Source organism: Pantoea sp. B65 (assembly GCF_047308185.1).
In the GTDB taxonomy this organism is placed as follows: domain Bacteria; phylum Pseudomonadota; class Gammaproteobacteria; order Enterobacterales; family Enterobacteriaceae; genus Erwinia.
The window spans coordinates 116104-135633 of record NZ_JAHXPU010000042.1; the positions used below are offsets into that span (position 1 = coordinate 116104).

General features: G+C 49.5%; 18 protein-coding genes. 9 read left to right on the forward strand and 9 right to left on the reverse strand.

Annotation, left to right across the window (positions count from 1 at the left end; genetic code table 11):
* Window position 1: 1 nt before the first annotated feature.
* The 3 genes from hxsD to JWF83_RS21905 all read right to left on the reverse strand — a co-directional run bounded on the left by hxsD (window position 2) and on the right by JWF83_RS21905 (window position 1755).
* Window positions 2–385 carry a His-Xaa-Ser system protein HxsD gene (gene hxsD, locus JWF83_RS21895; protein ID WP_413652629.1) on the reverse strand — a complete coding sequence of 128 codons (384 nt, stop codon included), beginning with the start codon at window positions 383–385 and terminating at the stop codon, window positions 2–4.
* A 49-nt stretch (window positions 386–434) separates the two neighbouring features.
* Complete coding sequence (locus JWF83_RS21900) at window positions 435–752, reverse strand: hypothetical protein (RefSeq protein ID WP_413652630.1); 318 nt, start codon at window positions 750–752, stop codon at window positions 435–437.
* Window positions 753–1233: 481 nt separating this feature from the next.
* Window positions 1234–1755 (reverse strand): YagU family protein, encoded by a 522-nt coding sequence (locus JWF83_RS21905; RefSeq protein WP_413652631.1) that lies wholly within the window; start codon window positions 1753–1755, stop codon window positions 1234–1236.
* 419 nt (window positions 1756–2174) lie between these two features.
* Here JWF83_RS21905 and JWF83_RS21910 point away from each other — a divergent pair, with 419 nt between their 5' ends.
* The 3 genes from JWF83_RS21910 to JWF83_RS21920 all read left to right on the forward strand — a co-directional run bounded on the left by JWF83_RS21910 (window position 2175) and on the right by JWF83_RS21920 (window position 4864).
* Window positions 2175–2360 (forward strand): hypothetical protein, encoded by a 186-nt coding sequence (locus JWF83_RS21910; protein WP_413652632.1) that lies wholly within the window; start codon window positions 2175–2177, stop codon window positions 2358–2360.
* 146 nt (window positions 2361–2506) lie between these two features.
* A complete protein-coding gene (locus JWF83_RS21915) occupies window positions 2507–4051 on the forward strand; it encodes a methyl-accepting chemotaxis protein (RefSeq protein WP_413652633.1) in 1545 nt (514 codons plus the stop codon).
* 273 nt (window positions 4052–4324) lie between these two features.
* Window positions 4325–4864 carry a DUF2058 domain-containing protein gene (locus JWF83_RS21920; RefSeq protein ID WP_413652634.1) on the forward strand — a complete coding sequence of 180 codons (540 nt, stop codon included), beginning with the start codon at window positions 4325–4327 and terminating at the stop codon, window positions 4862–4864.
* Between the two features lie 117 nt (window positions 4865–4981).
* Here JWF83_RS21920 and JWF83_RS21925 read toward each other — a convergent pair whose 3' ends face one another.
* The 6 genes from JWF83_RS21925 to JWF83_RS21950 form a co-directional block, all read right to left on the reverse strand.
* On the reverse strand, window positions 4982–5680 hold the full coding sequence (locus JWF83_RS21925) for an RluA family pseudouridine synthase (RefSeq protein ID WP_413652635.1): 699 nt from the start codon (window positions 5678–5680) through the stop codon (window positions 4982–4984).
* A 151-nt stretch (window positions 5681–5831) separates the two neighbouring features.
* Entirely contained in the window at window positions 5832–7013 is a 1182-nt protein-coding gene (gene manA / locus JWF83_RS21930) for a mannose-6-phosphate isomerase, class I (protein WP_413652636.1), read from the reverse strand.
* Window positions 7010–8419, reverse strand: coding sequence for a glycoside hydrolase family 1 protein (locus tag JWF83_RS21935; protein WP_413652637.1), 1410 nt, complete (start codon window positions 8417–8419; stop codon window positions 7010–7012). Before JWF83_RS21935 ends, manA begins: the two co-directional genes overlap by 4 nt.
* A gap of 52 nt (window positions 8420–8471) precedes the next feature.
* The gene (locus tag JWF83_RS21940; RefSeq protein ID WP_413652678.1) at window positions 8472–10667 is read right to left on the reverse strand and encodes a CBM35 domain-containing protein; all 2196 of its coding nucleotides are present in this window, start codon (window positions 10665–10667) and stop codon (window positions 8472–8474) included.
* An 11-nt stretch (window positions 10668–10678) separates the two neighbouring features.
* Entirely contained in the window at window positions 10679–12016 is a 1338-nt protein-coding gene (locus JWF83_RS21945; RefSeq protein WP_413652638.1) for a maltoporin, read from the reverse strand.
* Between the two features lie 238 nt (window positions 12017–12254).
* Window positions 12255–13529: a PTS sugar transporter subunit IIC gene (locus JWF83_RS21950; RefSeq protein ID WP_413652639.1), complete on the reverse strand. Its 1275-nt coding sequence runs from the start codon at window positions 13527–13529 to the stop codon at window positions 12255–12257.
* Window positions 13530–13706: 177 nt separating this feature from the next.
* Here JWF83_RS21950 and JWF83_RS21955 point away from each other — a divergent pair, with 177 nt between their 5' ends.
* The 6 genes from JWF83_RS21955 (at window position 13707) to JWF83_RS21980 (ending at window position 19196) form a co-directional block, all read left to right on the forward strand.
* The gene (locus JWF83_RS21955; protein WP_413652640.1) at window positions 13707–14021 is read left to right on the forward strand and encodes a PTS sugar transporter subunit IIB; all 315 of its coding nucleotides are present in this window, start codon (window positions 13707–13709) and stop codon (window positions 14019–14021) included.
* Window positions 14022–14031: 10 nt separating this feature from the next.
* The gene (locus JWF83_RS21960; protein WP_413652641.1) at window positions 14032–15357 is read left to right on the forward strand and encodes a PTS sugar transporter subunit IIC; all 1326 of its coding nucleotides are present in this window, start codon (window positions 14032–14034) and stop codon (window positions 15355–15357) included.
* Window positions 15358–15384: 27 nt separating this feature from the next.
* Entirely contained in the window at window positions 15385–15690 is a 306-nt protein-coding gene (locus tag JWF83_RS21965) for a PTS lactose/cellobiose transporter subunit IIA (protein ID WP_413652642.1), read from the forward strand.
* 56 nt (window positions 15691–15746) lie between these two features.
* On the forward strand, window positions 15747–16667 hold the full coding sequence (locus JWF83_RS21970; RefSeq protein ID WP_413652643.1) for an ROK family protein: 921 nt from the start codon (window positions 15747–15749) through the stop codon (window positions 16665–16667).
* 81 nt (window positions 16668–16748) lie between these two features.
* Entirely contained in the window at window positions 16749–17711 is a 963-nt protein-coding gene (locus JWF83_RS21975; protein WP_413652644.1) for a LacI family DNA-binding transcriptional regulator, read from the forward strand.
* Window positions 17712–17984: 273 nt separating this feature from the next.
* Window positions 17985–19196 (forward strand): multidrug effflux MFS transporter, encoded by a 1212-nt coding sequence (locus tag JWF83_RS21980; protein ID WP_413652645.1) that lies wholly within the window; start codon window positions 17985–17987, stop codon window positions 19194–19196.
* Window positions 19197–19530 lie beyond the last annotated feature (334 nt).

A 19530-nucleotide genomic window follows, 5' to 3' on the forward strand; every position in this document is an offset into this window, starting at 1 on the left:
TTTATACCGAGGAAGTAAGTATATGAAGGCTGTCGTCAGAAGCCACATTGTTCACCAGCATTGTCGTCGGAGAAAATGCCTTTCTAACAATCTCAGCATGAATTTCTTTCGTTTCGTCAAGCACCATCTGACGCATTTGGTTTTCATGCAGTAGATCCAAAAATTCATAGGCTGCCCGATCGATATCGCTGGCGGGTGCGCCGGTATTTTTATTATAAAAATAAATCGACAATTGATTATCTGTTGCTTTAGTAACATGCATATAAAAACGATCTGTCAATGTATAACATGTTTTCATTATCGCCTTGATCGCATAGATTTCTTTATCTGCGAGGACGAAAAAATAATCGCCGAGCGCATTCACGCCTTTACCAATGGGCGGCATGGTTCACTTACTCCTATAAATAGCCAGCATTGCTGCTGGCTATGACCCATTAACAGGTCTTACCCGGCGTGCAAGAGTAATGGCTTGCATGGCTGGCGTGGCTGGAATGGCTGTAGTGGGCGGCAAACGCTTGCCCGTCCAGCGCCGGCCGTTCTAAGATCACGGCTACGCCGGTCTGCGGGGTGGCTCGGGTAAGGATGCTTTCCTGAATGCCATTATTCACCGGCATGGTGTCCGTTGACGCCATGGCATCCATACCGCTCCCCGCTAAAATCCCAACAACAATCCCAGCGATAATCGGTTTGATTTTTTTACTGTTTTCAACTTCGTCTAACGAGACCTTAGGTACTGTTGGCAATTCTTTCATTAGTAATCCTTACCAATTTGGAAACATAAGGCAATTATTGACCAATAGAATACTAGTCCAATGAATTTCATTTTGCCTTCGCTTTTTGCTGCGGAAAGTTGACGTAGAACAATGTTTATTTAATATAAAAGAGGCCGCAATTTCCTGGCTTTCTCCGCCAATAGAGGAAACATATTGAAAACGCTATTATCTGGTTTTTACCGCTGAATTTAATCAAATAATTATCATTATCATTAATCGATGGCTGATTTTTGCATAGGAAAAAGGCTAACGGGAGAACGCAGTGATATTACCGAAGAAAATATTGTAACAGGTACTGTAATTTATATTTCTTCTATAGCGCTGGATTACTTGTTATTTATTATTCTGGTCTCTGCAGTAAATAATCACTCCGACTCACCACTCTTCCTGACCGATATTAAACCGACTAACGGGACGATTAATCTCCTGATCGTCCCGCTGTTCGTGCCTGGCCGCAACGTTATGCTTCAACCTTATGAGTCATGCGATTACGCAAATCTCTTCTTGCCAGTTCGGCAACCCAGAAACAAAACATATGTCCGGTAATTTCGGAAAAGTGTTCGGCCAGTGGCTGGTTCCAGGGCGCAGGAACGGTGCCGAAAAGCGGCAGAATAACCACATGAAAAATAAACCAGATAAACAGTCCGTATAAGCTGCCCTGCCAGAGAGTAATGCCTTTTTTGAACTCGGCAATAATGCAGTAGAGCATGGTGAAGGTAATGGAAAAGCCAAAATGCATGATCAGGCTATAAGTGGGGCGCGGGTTGTCATTGTAACGGTAGGTTGAATGGGTAAAGTCAAAAGAAAAACCTAACTGCTGGAGGATTTGCTGAGGTGGATTGGTCAGATCGCGCAAAGGTGTTCTGGGCGGGAAAGGGATTTCCCAGCCAAATTTTGTAATGGCGCAAACGATGCCAGCTAAGATACCAAGCAAAATGGCTAAAAGGATTTTTTCTTTGGTAGTGGTTGATTGGAATGACATTTGTATGACCTCTGGTTATTACAGCCGTTTTTTCCTAATGGGAGTATCCCCCTGAAGGCTGAATAAAGTGTGATCTGGATCAACAAAAAGCGGCGTTAAAAATGGATTTGTCTGCCAGCACATGGCACTTTTTGCTGCCCTGAGCGCCGTGTCCTGGCGCCCGTCTTTTTCGCGCGCAGGGGCAGGGGATGGCGCACGGTATCAAAACAGCACATGTTCACAGTTGATAGCTGGATGTCGCTGGTCGCGGGACAGGTAATCTGGTGATCTGAACAGAGGAAATATCATCACCTTATGACCATGCCGACACCTGCGCCGGAGGTGGCTGACGACATATCCGCTCCGGACTCAGACTTAACGCCGCGCGGTAACTATTCGGTCAGGATCCCGGCGTCATCGCTATTGCTCCGGTGAACCCTGTGGGCAAATTCACTATCGGTAAATGGGCCCGGCAGTTGCAAGAGCAACGCGGAGCAGAGTATCCAGTCGCCTTGCCCACCTGGCAAATCAAGCGCTGTCAGCAGGCCGGGCAGCTGCAAGGAATTCAATCAGTTAATTACAACCGTACAAATAAAATCTTCACTGGTACAGAATTAATTTGTTAATAACAAAAAAATAACATATCAGGCCTGCATATAGCTTTTATCGATTAACTTTTTTGAAAAATTCTCCGATAAACACCTAAAGCCCCGGCCTGATACCAGGGCCGACGCGTTACCCGCCATATAAAACAATAACAGGTAATCATGCCATGAAATTATCTCTTGCCCATAAACTTTGGCTCCCACTCGTCGTCGCACTGGTGTGCCTTGCCGGGACATTATTCTTTGGTTCGGTAAAGGTTAAAGAAGGCCAACTGACACTGCGGAAAAACGAATTACGGGAAGTCTCGCAACTGGCCCTTAGCATCATTAAGACGCAGGCCGATCTTGTTGACAAGAGACTGATTTCACAGGCGGAAGCGCAACAGCGTGCCATCCAGACGATTAAGGATTTGCGCTATGGCGAAACCGGGTATTTTACGGTTCTGAATACCCAGGCGCAGGTTATTATGCATCCAATCAATGCAAAGCTGATTGGCAAAGGGCCTGACGTCGCTGATGCCAATGGGGTATATATTTTCCGGGATATGGTGGCCGTCACCAGGGACAACCAGGCCGGTTATACTGCTTATGTTTTCCCCCGTCCGGGCGATACGGAACCTCTGCCGAAAATTGCCTACAACATTCCGTGGTCGCCCTGGGGCTGGATAATTACCACCGGCCTGTATGTTGATGATATCGACAAGGCGTTTCTCGCCTCGCTTTATCAGAATATTATTGTATTTGTTGCCATCAGCATGCTGCTCTCTATTTTCGTGTATGTGATTAACCGGAGTACCTTGCAAGCCCTCGGAGGAGAGCCACGCTATGCCGTGGAAGTTGCCGCGCGCATTGCCGCAGGGGATCTGTCGCGCACGGTTGATAAAAAAGCCAGCGACAACTCAAGCCTGATATATGAAATGGGCATGATGCGCGAGCAACTGACTGCGGTTATTGAAGAGATCCGCGATGGGGCTGAGATAATCAACACCAGTACCCATGATATCGTCGCCGGAAACCAGGAAATCGCCGCGCATTCTGAGCAGCAGGCTATCTCTCTGGAAAGAACCTCCTCCAGCATGGAAGAAATTACCGCCGCCGTAAAACAAAATGCGGAGAATGCGGGGCAGGCACGCGAACTGGCTCGTGGCGCGGTGGAGATTGCCTCGCGCGGCGGCGTGGTCATGCAGAGTGTGAATGACACCATGAACGGTATTTCTGAAAGCGCCGGGAAAATAGCCAGTATTATCGAGGTGGTAAACAGCATCGCTTTTCAGACCAATATCCTTGCCCTGAATGCGGCGGTGGAAGCGGCCAGGGCCGGTGAGCAAGGCAAGGGGTTTGCCGTGGTCGCCAGCGAGGTGCGTAACCTGGCGCTACGCTGCTCTCAGGCTGCGCAGGAGATCAAAGGTCTGGTGGAAGAGTCGGTGACGCGCGTCAACAGCGGCTCTTCACAGATTAAAATCGCCGGCAGCAATATCAACGATATGATCGAGGCTGTGCATAGCGTTTCGGATATTATGTCGCAAATTTCTGTCGCAACAGAAGAACAGAGCAAAGGGATTAGCCATGTGAACGAAGCCATTGTGCAAATCGATGCGGTGACTCACCAGAACTCGGTGCTGGTTCAGCAGGCGGTGGAAGCGGCAAGTGCTCTGGAAGATCAAACCCGGCGGCTGACGGAAACCGTGGCCTTTTTTAATACTGCCAGGTAATACCCGTACCGATAATGGTCGGGACCGTTTGCGCACGGTTCCTGACCATTTGACTTGCAACCTGACCTACACTGATCCCCCGTTCTCCGCCATGGGGTAGCGGGTTGCCACTGCGCCGCGCAACAGAAAGGAGTGGCCGGAGAACGGATCGCCTCAGCCTCTGATCAATCCCTCCAACCTCAGGCGGCATCGTAATCAGGTACGGCAACCTGGTGCAGCCTCAAAAATTACAGGTATAATCCCACAAATTATTCAACTGGTTTAGAAACGAAGATGGCAAAACTCACCTTACAAGAGCAGATGTTAAAAGCTGGATTAGTGACCAGCAAAAAAATGGCCAAAGTCCAGAGAACGGCTAAAAAATCACGAGTTCAGACTCGTGAGGCAAGAGAGGCGGTGGAAGAAAATAAAAAAGCACAACTTGAGCGTGATAAACAGCTAAGCCAACAACAAAAAGAAGCTGTGTTATCTAAAGAGTATAAAGCTCAGGTGAAGCAGTTAATTGAAATGAACAAAATTGACATTGCAAAAGGCAATATTGGGTTTAACTTCACGGATAACAATTTAATAAAAAAAATAGTTGTGGATAAGCTGACGCAGGCTCAGCTGATCAGTGGCCGCCTCGCTATTGCCCGTCTGGTTGTTGATAACCGTGGAGAGAGCCAATATGCAATTATCCCCGCCAGCGTTGCCGATAAAATTGCGCAGCGAGATGCGAGCAGTATTGTATTAAATAGTGCCCTTAGTCAGGAAGAGCAAGATGAAGAAGATCCGTATGCCGATTTTAAAGTGCCCGATGATTTGATGTGGTAATTCACGTTTGCTGATGGCGGGTTTTACCATCAATGTCTGCTGATTAAGCTCTTGCGTATGCCCTCTGGCGCCACGCCGGGTGTTTGCGTGGCGGTATCATTACCGCTATTTTCGCTTTCAGAACGGGCTGGCATGACGGGCTTTGATCTTCTCTTCGCTAACGGGATGAACAAAATGCAGTTCGCTGGCGTGAAGCATCAGCCGCGGCGTCCGTTCGGTGCCGGGCAGCAGGCGGCCGCCATACAGGTCACAGCCCAAAATAGGGTGGCCCAACTGCTGACAGTGGATGCGGAGTTGGTGAGTGCGCCCGGTTTCCGGGGTGAGCTGTACCCGCGTCAATGGCAGTAACGTCCCGTCTCCCAGCTGATGATATAAGCGCTCAACCACCCGATAGCAGGAGCGAGCGGGCTTGCCATGGATTGCGCAAATCGACATCAGCGGGAACCGCGCCGGATCTTTGGCAATTGCTGCGTCTATCACCCCTTCGTTATCGCTCAGGTGTCCGCAGAGCAGTGCGCTGTACACTTTGCTCACTGTGCGCTGGCTGAACTGGTGGCAAAGGGCGGCATTGATAACCTTATTGCGGGCAATCACCATCAGTCCGGAAGTACCGAAATCCAGACGGTGGGCAAGCGTGCAGCCGGGGAATATCTGTACCAGCCGATGATGTACTGAATCCAGATTTTGCGGATTTTTTCCCGAGAGGCTGAGTAGCCCGGCGGGTTTATTAATCAGCGCCAGGTGATCATCCTGATAGAGAATCTCTATCCTGTCATGGCACGGCGGGGCAATAAAGGTATCGAAAATCGTAGACATCAGGCTGCCCGCATGGAGAGTGGGGGGCGGATAATAACCAATTTTCAGCCGCCTGGCGAATCTGGCTGATCGCCTGATTCGCCAGGCTGGAACATCTATCGCAAGCAGGTCAGGCTCACCGGTATTCCCCATGAGCTTACCGACACGCCAATCAACAAGAAACTCTACACAGCTTTCCCGTGGTGGTAAGACTCCAGTCGCCGGTGGATGCGGGAATAAACGCTGACTGACCCGTTTCCAGTCTCAGCATTTCGCCATTGATATGCTTAAGCGTGGCGGCCCCATCGATAACCAGCAAAATTTCTGCACTGCGGGTTTGTAATTGATAATCGACTGTGGCGGTAAAAATGCTGAAACGAAAATCATCTACCGGGATCGGATAACGTGCTTGCCCGTCTTGCCGCTCAGGTAACATCAAAAGGGTCGCCTGGTCGGCAGGCTCAAATGTTGTACAGCAGACCAGCTCCTCAAGGTTGATTTTTTTGTTCGTTAACCCGGCACGCAAAACGTTATCTGAACTTGCCATCACCTCAATCGCTGTGCCATGAATATAGGCGTGAAGTGTTCCGGGGTAGAGAAACATCGCTTCGCCGGGTTGTAGCGTCACACAATTCAGATACAGCGGGGCCAGCACGCCGATATCATTCGGGTAATGTTGCTTAAGCCGTTGAACAATATTCACCAGCGCCTCGTCATACAGCGAAATATTACCGCTGCTCAGCCGCTGGATCGCTTGCTCTTTATTTGCCGGCGATATCTGCATCAGTGCGACAAAGAAAGCCCTGAGTCCTTCTGCATCCGGATGCAGTGCCAGTTTGTTGGCCGCTTCATTCAGTGGCGGGATATCCAGTGCTTTAAAATTTTCCACAATGCTATTGATCGCGCGAAAACCATTCATGGCGATAAATGAGGTGATGGCATAAACCAACTCAGGTTTATGATTAGCATCGTTATAATCAGGAATCTCAGAAGAGGGCGACGGAGCTGTTCGCGCAAACCCGGCTTCAGCCTGGGCTTTTTTAGGGTGCACCTGAATCGATAGCGCACTCTCTGCGGCCAGGATTTTCAGCAGGTATGGTAAATCACCGAAGCGCTTAACTGTGTCATCACCAAGCATCGCGGTTTTATCCCGGGCAATCAGTTCCGACAGCGCCATCGGTACTCCCTGAGAATTAACCTGGGAAATACCTGACGGGTGAACTCCCATCCATAATTCTGCCTGGGGCAGTGCGTCCGGGTTGAGGATATTAAAGCGTTGACTCATGGCGCTACGGCTTCCCCACGGATAATTTTTTACCACGTTGGTTAATGGGTAGAAATAATGGTGGTTCATGACTGAGGTCCCTCGCAGATAAACTGGTTATTCTCGGCTAAGCTTTTAAACCACAGGCCATTGCGCTTAATTTGCCGTTTACCGGTTGTGAGGTCGAGACGATAGAAACCGTAACGGCGTTTAAAGGCGTTGATCCACGACCAGTTATCAATAAAGGTCCACTGATGTACGCCGAAACAGTTGGCGCCATCGCCAATCGCGCGGTGTAACTGAATGAGATGCTCTTCCATTAGCGCAATGCGGAAACTATCGTCAATCACGCCATCCGGCTGTACGGGACCTTCTGACTCTAAATCCATCGCAATGCCAATCTCCGCTAAATACCATTTAATATTGCCGTAGTTGTCACGGATGTTAGTTGCAATATCGTAGATCGCCTGAGGTAGGATCTCGTTGTTATCACGGTAAGGGTTGAAGCGCCCGTTCGGATCGATATAGTTTTCGAAATAGTATTCAGGGGTAAAGTAGTCGAGCGTATATTCCGCTTCGCGGGCTTTGACCCGGCGAGGCACGTAGTAATTCACACCGAGAAAATCTACCCGCGAGTCAGTGATCAGCATCACTTCATCTTTGGACATTTCCGGCAGGCAGTGATGGGTCGCCAGTAGTTCACACAGCTCTTGCGGAAATTGATGCCTGACCAGAGGATCAAGAAAGCTTCGGTTGAACAGTAAATCCGCATACCACGCTGCTTTTTTATCTGCCGCCGAATCGCTACGTGTGTAGGTTGGCGTCAGGTTAAGCACCACGCCAATCTCACCGGTTAACGCCAGTTCACGGTAGCACTTTATCGCTTTGGCATGCGCCAGCATGATGTTAAAGGCAACCTGGGCGGCCAGCTTTCCGTCTTTCTTACATGGGTAGTGGAAGTCATACAGATAACCACCTTCCACCGGCACGATAGGTTCGTTGAAGGTTATCCAGTATTTGATTTTGTGACCAAAAAGCTGAAAAGCCGTGGTGGCAAAGCGCGAAAAAAGTTCAGTAACGTGTTTGGACTCGAATCCACCGTAGCGCTGCTGCAACTCTTCAGGCATATCGAAATGATAAAGATTGATCATCGGTTCGATGCCGTTACTAATCATTTCGTCGAAATAATTGTTGTAGAAGCGTACCGCTTCCTCATTTGGTTTACCGGTTTCAAAGTCTTCGATCAGCCGTGACCACTGAATGGAAGTACGAAACGAGTTAAAACCGATGTTTTTCATCAGTGCGACATCTTCTTGATATTTATGCAGCGTTTCGCAAACCTTTTCCGGGCCAATACCTGCGAAAAAACGCTCTGGCTGGTGAGCATGCCAGCTGTCCCAAATGGAACGATGCGGTTTACCTTCGGTGCCTTCAGTTTGTGGGCCAGAAGCCGCCGCGCCCCATAAAAACTTTTCCGGAAACGCAAATATGGTCATATATCCTCCTGTTTCAATAATAAGCTGCGCCGGTCAGGGCGCAGCAAAAGAACTAATTTGTGGTAACCTGAATGGATTTGATGAATATATATCCCCAGTCGCCGGAATATTTACCGAGGCTGATGGTATTGCTACCCTGCTTCAGGCGTAGCGGAATCACCTGCTGCTGGCCGGTTTCATCAGTTTGTGGAAACTCAATTTGTAGCGGTTTATCATTGTTAACCTGCACTGAGTTTTTCTTACTTCCCCATTTAGCGTTAAAGTTGATGTGAAGCAGATATTCGCCGTCCCATGGCGTATCCACCTGCCAGCTAACTTTGTCGCCATCGTTGGTGAATGCGCCAAGGAAGCCATGCTTATCCGTTGCCAGCGGGTTTTCCGTACTGTGGATGGCCGTTATTTTTGCCTGCTTCACGCTCAGGCGATGACTGTCGAATTGGCAAAAATCGGCGGGGGCTTTCGCGGTTGCTTTGGTGACTGTTACCTCTATGGTTTTACTGCTTTTTAACAAGCCATCATCGGCGGTAAACGTCAGTTGATATACTCCCGGCTCAGAGAACCATGCGCGGGTAGATGCTTTATGTGCATTGCATAAATGCGCTTCTTTGGCGCCAGTACTGGTCCACAGTTCAGTCACTTTACGAGCCGGAAGATTGTCATCCTGCCAGCTCACATCCAGGCTGAGACCACTGTTCTGCGTGGTGGTCGTTGTCGCCTTTAGTTCAATAACCGGAGCCTGGTTATTCTGGGTGTGCGCCACGCTGATAACGTTAGAAGGTGCGGAAATGCCGGACTCATTTTTTGCTATTACCCGGTAGTAATAGGTTTTACCCAAAGTCAGTGATGCGTAATCATCGCGGAACAGATCCATCGTGGCCGGGTTCCATTCCTGTATCCCGTCGGAAAGATCACCACCGACAACTTTCCAGGGGCCGGTTGGCGATGTTGCACGCTCGACGTCATAGCGGCGACCGACGGCAGCGCCCATCCAGTTAATGGCAAATGGGGAGTGAGTTTCACGTAACTTTGGCGCATCCGGCGCCGGAAGCGGCGGCGTTTTCTCCTGTCCGTTCATCTGAGCCGCGGCGTCACGTACCAGATTGACGACCTCCATTTCCTGATTCGCGTTTCCCTCTGGCGCGAAGCCTGGCAGATGGTAACTGTAGTGACCGGTATACTCTTTATGCCAATAAAAGCCGCCATCGTGACGATGTCCCCTGAAGCCCCAAATAAATCCACCCGCGGCTCTGGCGCCATTCACCTCCGTATGTACAATCGATTGCATAATGTCGTGCAAAGCCTGGCTTTCGAGTAAGCCGAACTCACCGACGAGATAGACTTTCTTGCCGCCAATTGCCTGCAGATCTTTTTTCACCTGATCCGGGTGGTTATTCCCGGCATTGGTGTAATAGTGGTTGCTTACAATATCAACGTTCGGGTCGTTGACTGAAAAAGCGTTAATTTTCTTATAGGTGCCATCAACGACCAGCTGATGAGGTGCCAGATTCTTTATCAGCGCCGCCGTTTGTTGCAGGAAGTCGGCGTTGGTATCTTCCAGTTCATTGCCTGTTTCCCAGGCCATAATGGCCTTTTCGTCGTAGTACGGGCGCCCGGTAATCGTATTGGTGCGTGTGACGACCTGGCGAATAACCTCCTGATAAGCCTTGTAGGTTTTGCTGCCGGTGTTATAAAAATCTGCTGGTTTCTCATGATAAAACGCCGCCAGTTGTTCACTGCCACCCCACCACTGCCAGCGATCGATAAACGGCAAAATTAATCGCAGCCCTTGTTTATCAGCCTCAGCGATCATGTTGTCATAAACCTTCATCGCATTTTCATTCAGGCGCGGCATGCCGTCTGGCGTTGCCGGAGCGAGGATATGGGTTTCGCGCTCGCAGGCTTTATCGTTTTCCTGCTGAACTGAAAGTACGTAAACACGCTGTGCTTTTGCCCCGGTTTGCACTAAGGCTTTGATCCAGTTCTCCTGTTCTTCAGCGGTTGGCCAGGCGAAGTATTGCCCCCACCCACGGGGATCGGCTTTACAGACACCGCGAGCATCGTTCTCAATGCGGTGCAATTCTGGCGCATGGATCCCGGCAAAGCGGAATGTTTTACTGCCATCCATTAACTGCGCGCCCTGGCGGGTGATAAAGTTGTCGAAATGAGACGGTTCTGCCGCCATGGCGCCGCAGCTTGCCAGCGCCGTCAGCAGGGATAACAGCAGCGGGGTTCTTACGGGAAATTTCATCATTTTTCTCCTCAGAACCACACTTCAGCCTGGATACCAAAGTTCAGCGTGTCTGTCTCGCCACTCCGGCTATAGCCACCCGATCCAATCGTATTTGTACTCCAGTTATAGTTGCCGTCCAGGGCATCTGAAACGCCCTTATCCCATTTTGCGTAAGTGGCAAATACCCGGATTTGCGGGCGACTCCAGTAACCGGAATCAAACGTTAAGGTTGGCGCAATAGTAATTTTGGTCAGGCCACCTTTTCCTTTGCCATCAACCCCTTTGTAGTTTTTATCGTCAAGATATTCGTAGCCGACTTCATACTGCATGGCGAAGTTTTTGGTGATTTGCTGATAAGGACGAATACCCGCAACCCAGCTGGAACGTCCCCAGCCTTCGCTATCGCTGCTCCACCAACGGTAATTTTTGTCTTTCTGGTAGTAGGTAAAGGTTGAAACTTCCCAGCCGTTTCCGAATGACGCCAGCCCGTCAAGAATAACGCGCCATGATTGCGTATCATCCAGGTTCGCCCATCCCCAGCCATTTTTTCCCAGTGAATCACCCGCGGCTAAACCACGACCGTACTGGACGACAAATTTCGAGTAACCCCCTGGCAGGCCGTAAAAGCCATCGAAGTTGTACACCCCGGTTAAGCCGTAACCTTTTTCCGCCGCACCAATATGATTTTCGTTGTTATTCATATGGTGACCGACCAGTTGCAGATCGACAGGCGATCCGCCAATTTTCTTGAACCACAGATTAAGGGAGTAATCATCCGGGTAACCCTGCTCACCTTTTTCTACGGGATATGCTTTGGATTCATCAGTTGTCGTAAAGGCGTAGATCCCGGCATCAAACTGTGCGAAGCCCAGATCAAGTTTATCGAAACCACCGCCGGTGCCGTTGTACTGGATATATTCCCAGTCGAACTGGTGACTGGATGTGTTAGAGCTGCTATAGCGTTTACCTGCCCAAAAATTGACCTCTGGAGCAAAATCAAGGTTAGTCAGCTCGGCGTATCCTTCACGGAACTGCACGGCTTTGCTGTCATCATCCAGGCAATTCCAGTCAGAAGTACATTTGCTCTGATGGGTAATGTTGGTCTGGATCTTCGCGATGACGCCGGAGTCAGATTTCAGCGTGACTTGCGGGATAAGTTCGATCTTGGTGTCTTCTTCGTTGCCGAGGCGGAATTTCCCGTCTGGCATCAGGCCGACGGAGTCGGCCCGATTACCGTCACTATTGGCAAGGATCCCGGAACGAATATAACCGTGCATGGTGAAATCGTATTGTTCGGCATAAGCGAGGCCACTAATCGTTGAACTGATCAGTAAAAACAGAGGCGTCAATCGGTTGAAGCGTTTCATATTTTCCCTTTTCTTTTTTTAGTGAAAGAGCGTGTGTATGGCGCGGGGGAAATTTACGGATTAAGTATGGAAATGTAAATCCAATTACGGAAAGCGCTTTCCGTAATTGCCGGATTGCATCACAAAATGTTACTAAATGCTTTATAAATCGTGACGGAGATCTCTTTTCAGCAAGAAAAAACAGCGCAGATGCCAGCACAAAGGATGCGCTGGCAGCAGGGAAGTCGAGGGGGGGGAACTATTTTCTTTCAGATTCAGTGAGTTGCTTTTCGTACACTTTAAAGAATGGGCGGTAAATCATCCACGCGTTGATAAATGCAAACAGACACATAAACATGTTTTTCCAGCTGCCATTGGCCGACCAGGCTGCACCGATCGGCGATGGCATCGACCATGGCAGCATGGCGACTGCGCGATCAAGGATTCCGAGTTGCGTCAGGTACCAGGCAAGGCAGGCATTAATCATCGGGACACATATAAATGGAATTAAAAACAAGGGATTAAGAATAACGGGAAAACCAAACAAAATCGGCTCATTGATATTAAACAATGATGGTATTAGGCCGATTTTCCCTACGCTTTTTAACTGTCGGGATTGGCTACGCATCGCCATAAAGATGAGCGGCAGGGTAGAGCCTATACCGCCAATCAGCAGATAAAAATCCCAGAATCCCTGAAGATAGATATGAGGTAATGGGCTGGCGCCCTCCACCAGAGCCTGTTGATTTTCAACCAGATAAGTCATCCAGAATGGATTCATGATGCCGGTGATAATCAGGGCCCCGTGAATGCCAACAAACCAGAGCAAATTGCAGATGAGCAGAGAAATGAGTAAGGCCGTGAGCGTGTCTGAGGCGATAATGAGCGGTCGCAATGCTTCACTGATTAAATTGGGTAAAATCATGCCGATACTGGCTTTCAATACGGCATTGATAACGGTAATCGAAAGCATGATAGCCAGTAGCGGCACCAGTAACTGGAAGCTATTGCGCGTCATCACGGGTACCTCGTCAGGTAAGCGAATACACCAGCCTTTGCGGTAAAAAAAACGCATCACTTCAATTGTATAAAAGCTTGATATTAAGGCACTAAATATCCCCATCCCACCGAGAAAAACGTTAGTCCCCGCATTCTCTTTAAAGCCAATAAAGATTAAAAAAGCCAGACATCCCGTCAGGCCAGATAACCGTTCCGGTAGCTGGTACTGCTTGGCAAGGCTTGCACTGGCGCCAAAAGCAATAATCAGCGCCACGAGGCCAATAGTCAGTTCAAAGGTCGGCAGCAGCAGAGGGCGGATTAACTGATAGTAAGCGCCATACCAGGAGCCAGAGTTGATGGCAAACGGCGGGGAAATCAGCGGCACCATCAGACTGCCGATGATGACAAACGGCATGGCAAGCGCAAAGCTATCACGCATAGCGGTGATATGCGGGCTTCGGGTAAGCATATTAGCAAAGGGTGTTACACGCTGTTCAATGAGCGTAACGGCAACATTCATAAGATGAATGTTCATGGCGAAACCTATAGCGGCGGTGAAGTTCCGCGATCATCGCCCACATCCAGCCAAAGTGAAAGCCTGCAACTGGTGATCGTCCTCACATTTAATGGATACAATTACGGAAAGCGCTTTCCGTTTTGAGTCCATGTAATTATAGTCCGCTCATTGTTTTTACTCAGACCGGAGATTTCGATGAAAAAAATCATGCTTTGTTGTTCCGCTGGCATGTCTACCAGCCTGCTGGTTAAAAAAATGGTGGATGAGGCGAATAAGCGCGCTTTGGAAGTTGATATCAAAGCGTTCGGCGTAGCGGAATTTGAACAGCAAGTGGCTAACTATCAGGTTGTGCTGCTGGGGCCGCAGGTGAAGTACATGCAAAAAGATTTGCAGAATAAAGCCAGTGCTTATGGCATCAAGGTTGAACCCATCAACATGATGGATTACGGCATGCAAAAAGGCGCTGCGGTTTTAGATTTTGCCCTTTCCTTAATTGAAAATAATAAATAAAGGATAAGAAATGAGCTCTCTGTATGCGAAATTTATGAAGGTGATTGAAGATAAGATCACTCCTATGGCCGGTGCTGTCGGCCAGCAAAAATATGTTACCTCCATTCGTGATGGTTTTATTCTCGCCCTACCGTTTATGATTGTGGGCTCCTTTATGCTGGTTTTTATCTTCCCGCCGTTTTCGCCGGATACCAGCTGGGGGTTCGCCCGCGCCTGGTTACAATTTTCATTAGATCATCGTGAAAGTCTTAAGTTACCCTACAATTTCAGTATGGGTATCATGACCATATTTATTTCCGTCGGGGTCGCCGCCAGTCTGGCGCGTCATCACGCTCTTGATCCGCTCACCTCCGGCATGTTGTCACTGATGGGTTTCTTGCTGGTCGCGGCGCCGCTGAAAAATGGACAGATCTCGACAGACTATCTTGCAGGGCAAGGTATTTTTACTGCGCTACTTATCGCAATTTATACCACTGAGCTATACGCCTTTCTCAAACGAAATAACATTACCATCCGTCTGCCACCTGAAGTACCGACTGGCGTTGCCCGTTCATTTGAAATTCTGCTGCCGGTGCTGGCTGTAGCGTTAACGCTACACCCTTTGAATCTTTTTATTGAAGCCCAGCTTGGGATGATCATTCCCGAAGCCATTATGTCACTGGTGAAACCGCTGGTCGCCGCATCGGACACTTTGCCTGCCATTTTACTTTCAGTGCTGGTTTGTCAAATTTTATGGTTTGCCGGCATTCACGGCGCTCTGATTGTCACCGGGATCATGAATCCTTTTTGGATGGCAAACTTGTCAGTTAACCAGGCTGCGATGGCGGCAGGTAGCGTTATTCCCCATATTTATGTGCAGGGATTCTGGGATCACTACTTATTAATCGGTGGTGTCGGATCAACTTTGCCACTGGCTATTTTACTGATGCGAAGCAAGGCGGTGCATTTACGCACCATCGGACGCATGGGCGTCGTGCCGGGCCTGTTTAATATCAATGAGCCGATTCTGTTCGGTGCGCCGATTATTATGAATCCTTTGCTGTTTATCCCATTTGTATTGGTCCCGATGGTGAATGCCACGCTGGCATATTTTGCGCTCGAGTTTGGTTTAGTCGCGCGCGTAGTGTCGATGACACCCTGGACGACACCCGCTCCGATTGGTGCCTCATGGGCGGCAAACTGGGCTTTCAGTCCGGTTGTGATGTGCCTTATCTGTATGGTCATCGCGATCGTCATGTATTACCCCTTCCTTAAAGCGTATGAAAAACAGCTGCTGGCACAGGAAACCAACAGCGCCAATGAAGCGAATGCCGTTGAAGGTTCACAAACTGCGTAACATTTATCTTTGAGGTAAGAGGCCGTTATGGAATTAGAAGAGCAAATCATGGGCATCATTATTAATGCCGGGCAATCACGTAGTCTCTGCTATGAAGCGCTGCGCAGTGCCAAAGAGGGCGATTTCGCCATTGCTGATGAAAAAATGACAGCGGCTCAGCATTACGCACGGGAAGCGCACCTGGTACAGACTCAACTGATTGAGGCTGACGAAGGCGAAGGTAAAACCAAAATGACGCTGGTGATGGTACATGCACAGGATCACCTGATGACGTCGATCCTCGCCAAAGAGCTGATCACCGAACTGATTGAAGTCTACCGAACCCGTCATTGAGCTTGGTGTTTTTTTAAGAGAGGCGTTGCCTCTCTTCTTTTTTCATGAGGATAACCATGTTTCATCTTGGCCTGGATATTGGCGGCACAAAAATGGCGGCGGTGTTGCTGGATGCGAGTGGTGCTGTTCACTTGCGCGAGCGACGTCCTACGTATAAAGAAAGTTATCAGGGTTTTATGGATACGCTGGTGTCGATGATTGATGACATCAGCGTATCTGCCAGAGGTGAGTTTACCGTCGGTATTGGTCTGCCGGGGGCTATCGATCCGCATAGCGGACTGATTAAAAACTGTAACTGCCTGGTGCTGAATGGTGAAAATTTGCAGGACGATCTGGCTAAGCGGCTCGGCCAACCGGTGTTTCTGGCGAACGATGCCGACTGCTTTGCGTTATCAGAAGCAGTGGATGGCGCCGGAGCCGGCTATGGCACCGTATTCGGCGTGATTGTCGGTACCGGCTGCGGTGGTGGGGTCGTGGTTAACGGGCAACTGCTCAGCGGTCCAAACGCGATTGCTGGCGAGTGGGGGCATAACCCGTTACCTGCATGGCAGGCAATAAAAGATGGTCCTTGTCAGCACTGTTATTGCGGGCAGGAAAACTGTATTGAGAGTTTTATTTCCGGCACCGGATTTACCCGACGGTTTAATGAGGCACAGGGTACGCTGTTGCAAGCAGAAGCTATCATTGCGGCGGCAAACCAGCATGATCCTTTCGCCCTGAGGCACTATCACCATTTTATCGATGCTTTTGCCCGCAGTCTGGCCAGTGTTATCAATATTCTCGACCCGCACGTGATTGTGATCGGTGGCGGATTGTCGAACGTTGAGCGCATCTATCAGGACCTGCCAGCGGCGATTGAAAAATACATTTTTTCATCCTCTTGCCATACGGCCATTGTGAAAGCGAAATTCGGCGATTCCAGCGGGGTGCGCGGTGCAGCATGGCTGCCAACCTTATCAGTAACATCGAAGTTATAAGGAGTTAGCACCCGAACGAGGGGCTAAAAACTGTGCGCGTTTATGTTACTATAAGGGGAAAAGCGTAATACAGACGACACCATGCCTACTATTGATGATGTTTCAAAATTAGCCAACGTTTCCCGCGCCACCGTTTCGCGAGTGCTGACGGGAACGCGTGGCGTGCGTGAAGAGAGCCGTGAAGCCGTATTACGGGCGGTGGAAGAGCTCAACTATCATCCCAGTTTTGCCGCGCAGAACCTTGCGAGCAATACGTCGAGTTATATCGGTATGGTGTTGCCAGCCAGTGAAATTGGCTTAAGTGCAACTTTATTGCCTCAGCTTTCACTCGCAGTAAAGTCGCTGAATAAGTCATTGATGATTCAGTATGTCAATGATTCAGCGGAGCAGAAACTGGCGGTTGAAAGCCTGCGCCATCAGTGTCTTGCTGTCGTGACGCTGGGCAAAAATAGTGCAGACGTTGCCGGCAATGTTATCGCGTTCGATGAGTTTTCCATTAACGGTAGTGCCAGCCAGGGCTATAACTACGCATTTGCCACTGAAAGCGCCTGTCGTTATGTGTTGGGAAAAGGGCATCGTAATATCGCGCTGCTGATAGATAGCGAAGACGATATCGCCAGCAAACAGATGCTGGAAGGCTATCGGAGCGTACTGCAAAATTACTCTCTGCCCTTCAACCGGCAGTTGATGGTGACCGCCAACAACAATATTGAGCAGGCGCTACTGACTCTGATTAACAGTTTTACCAAGTACACGGTAATTATCGCCAAACGTGATTCCTATGCGGCGGAAGCGATGCGGCTATTGCGCGAGTTCAATATTGCTATTCCGCAAGAAGTGTCGGTGATGAGTCTTGAAGATTCGCCACTGGCGTCTGTGCTTTACCCACCGCTAACCTGCATCGCTTACCCGGTTGAGCAGTTGCTTGAGTATTGTATACAGCGTATTCGTGCGCTGATTGATGGCCATGCGGTGTTTGCGCCAGAAGGTCGGGTATTTACCGGCCGTCTGGTTGCCCGTGCGTCGGTCTCAGATATTAGCTAGCCTGGGAAAAAGTATCACCGCCAGCGCTCTTATGAGAACCAGGGCGGGTATCCCGCTCCGACTGCCGCATCATATTCTTCACCGCTTTCGGTGGTGCTGTCGCCGGGGCTGACGAGTTTCTCCGACTTTTTCCCACGGCGCCAAAGCATCATTGATGCATCTGCGATCAGCATTCATGAATATAACTCATAGTGCCTATCCTGGTACTTGCCATTATCTCTTTGCATAAACCCGCTAACATAAATCCCTCTCTTTATCGCCAGATGGATGACCATGATTGATTTTCAGACAGGATCGCAGCGAGTCACCGGGAAAACCACCGGTGTTGTATTCGTGCTTATTCTCAGCGCATTAATGGCGGTCACGTCCTTATCTACCGATATTTATTTACCCGCAATGCCGATTATGGCGAAAGATTTACAGGGCGATGCGGAACTGACTATTACCGGATTTTTAATCGGTTTTTGCATTGCGCAATTAATCTGGGGACCGATTAGCGATCATTTTGGTCGACGTTTACCGATGTTTATTGGCATGGTGTTGTTCGTCATGGGGTCTGTGGGTTGCGCTTTATCAACGGATATTGTGCAAATCGTTTTCTGGCGTGTATTTCAGGCTCTCGGGGCATGTACCGGTCCGATGCTGGCGCGAGCGATGATTCGCGATCTGTTTAGCCGTACCCGTGCGGCACAGATGCTTTCAACGCTGATGGTTATTATGGCTATCGCCCCGATTGCCGGGCCGCTGCTCGGTGGACAAATGATCAAAGTCACCTCCTGGCATGCCATTTTCTGGTTGCTGGCGATCATTGGCGGGTTAATGCTGGCCTCATTATTCTGGCTACCAGAGACATTACCCGCAGAAAAACGGGTTAAAGCGTCGATATCCAGCGCCTTTCGTAACTATTTTACGTTGCTGACTAACACCAACTTTATGCGTTTCACATTATGCCTGACGTTCTACTATGTCGCGGCATATGCCTTTATTACCGGCTCCCCCTTTGTCTACATCACCTACTTCGGTATCGACCCGCAGCATTATGGCTGGCTGTTTGCGGTAAATATCGTCGGGCTGATGGTCGTAAGCCTGATCAACCGGCGCCTGGTGCATCACTATCCTCTTGAGTCATTGCTTAAATTCGCCGTATTTATCGCCACACTCGCTGCTCTGGTACTGGCTTTTGCCACCGGACTTGGCATTGGCGGAATTGGTCTGATTGTGGCGGCGGTATTTGTCTTCTTTTCTATGAACGGGATTATTGCTGCAACCTCCGCAGCTGCGGCGATGGATGCCGTGCCGAACGTTGCCGGCTCCGCGTCGGCGCTGATGGGCGCGCTGCAGTACGGCAGCGGCATTATTTCCTCGTTGTTACTCGCGCTGCTTAGTGATGGCACCCCCTGGACAATGGGCTGGATTATTGCGGTATTTACACTGGCCAGTGCATTAATGGCACTGACCACGCGGGTAACAAAAACGGTGAGTTAAATATTTTTAGCGAAGAAGGTATCAGGCTTACTCAGCGCCTGATCAACAGCAGTAAGTAGCATGGCACTTAATAAGCTGAATTTCCTGTTATTTCCCGAATTTGTTATGCCTGACCCGGCAGGCTCGCGATGGCGAATATGCCGGGCCAGAGTTGGGGGGACTGTCAGCATCATGACCGGGGAATAACATTTTTGTCAGAAGACGCCGGCGCTCCGGTCAGTGCCTTTTCTGACCGTGCTGTCAGGTTGCGGTCAGCTTTATGTTGGTAAACAGGGAATAGGATGTGCTCAGGTCAAAGTGCGTTGCTATTCAATCAGCTTAGAGAAGGAGTCTT

Excerpts from the sequence above, each read along its gene's own strand:
- hxsD (WP_413652629.1), bottom strand. The coding sequence starts at position 385 with ATGCCGCCCATTGGTAAAGGCGTGAATGCGCTCGGCGATTATTTTTTC.
- JWF83_RS21900 (WP_413652630.1), bottom strand. The coding sequence starts at position 752 with ATGAAAGAATTGCCAACAGTACCTAAGGTCTCGTTAGACGAAGTTGAA.
- JWF83_RS21905 (WP_413652631.1), bottom strand. The coding sequence starts at position 1,755 with ATGTCATTCCAATCAACCACTACCAAAGAAAAAATCCTTTTAGCCATT.
- JWF83_RS21915 (WP_413652633.1), top strand. The coding sequence starts at position 2,507 with ATGAAATTATCTCTTGCCCATAAACTTTGGCTCCCACTCGTCGTCGCA.
- JWF83_RS21920 (WP_413652634.1), top strand. The coding sequence starts at position 4,325 with ATGGCAAAACTCACCTTACAAGAGCAGATGTTAAAAGCTGGATTAGTG.
- JWF83_RS21925 (WP_413652635.1), bottom strand. The coding sequence starts at position 5,680 with ATGTCTACGATTTTCGATACCTTTATTGCCCCGCCGTGCCATGACAGG.
- manA (WP_413652636.1), bottom strand. The coding sequence starts at position 7,013 with ATGAACCACCATTATTTCTACCCATTAACCAACGTGGTAAAAAATTAT.
- JWF83_RS21935 (WP_413652637.1), bottom strand. The coding sequence starts at position 8,419 with ATGACCATATTTGCGTTTCCGGAAAAGTTTTTATGGGGCGCGGCGGCT.
- JWF83_RS21940 (WP_413652678.1), bottom strand. The coding sequence starts at position 10,667 with ATGAAATTTCCCGTAAGAACCCCGCTGCTGTTATCCCTGCTGACGGCG.
- JWF83_RS21945 (WP_413652638.1), bottom strand. The coding sequence starts at position 12,016 with ATGAAACGCTTCAACCGATTGACGCCTCTGTTTTTACTGATCAGTTCA.
- JWF83_RS21950 (WP_413652639.1), bottom strand. The coding sequence starts at position 13,529 with ATGAACATTCATCTTATGAATGTTGCCGTTACGCTCATTGAACAGCGT.
- JWF83_RS21955 (WP_413652640.1), top strand. The coding sequence starts at position 13,707 with ATGAAAAAAATCATGCTTTGTTGTTCCGCTGGCATGTCTACCAGCCTG.
- JWF83_RS21960 (WP_413652641.1), top strand. The coding sequence starts at position 14,032 with ATGAGCTCTCTGTATGCGAAATTTATGAAGGTGATTGAAGATAAGATC.
- JWF83_RS21965 (WP_413652642.1), top strand. The coding sequence starts at position 15,385 with ATGGAATTAGAAGAGCAAATCATGGGCATCATTATTAATGCCGGGCAA.
- JWF83_RS21970 (WP_413652643.1), top strand. The coding sequence starts at position 15,747 with ATGTTTCATCTTGGCCTGGATATTGGCGGCACAAAAATGGCGGCGGTG.
- JWF83_RS21975 (WP_413652644.1), top strand. The coding sequence starts at position 16,749 with ATGCCTACTATTGATGATGTTTCAAAATTAGCCAACGTTTCCCGCGCC.
- JWF83_RS21980 (WP_413652645.1), top strand. The coding sequence starts at position 17,985 with ATGATTGATTTTCAGACAGGATCGCAGCGAGTCACCGGGAAAACCACC.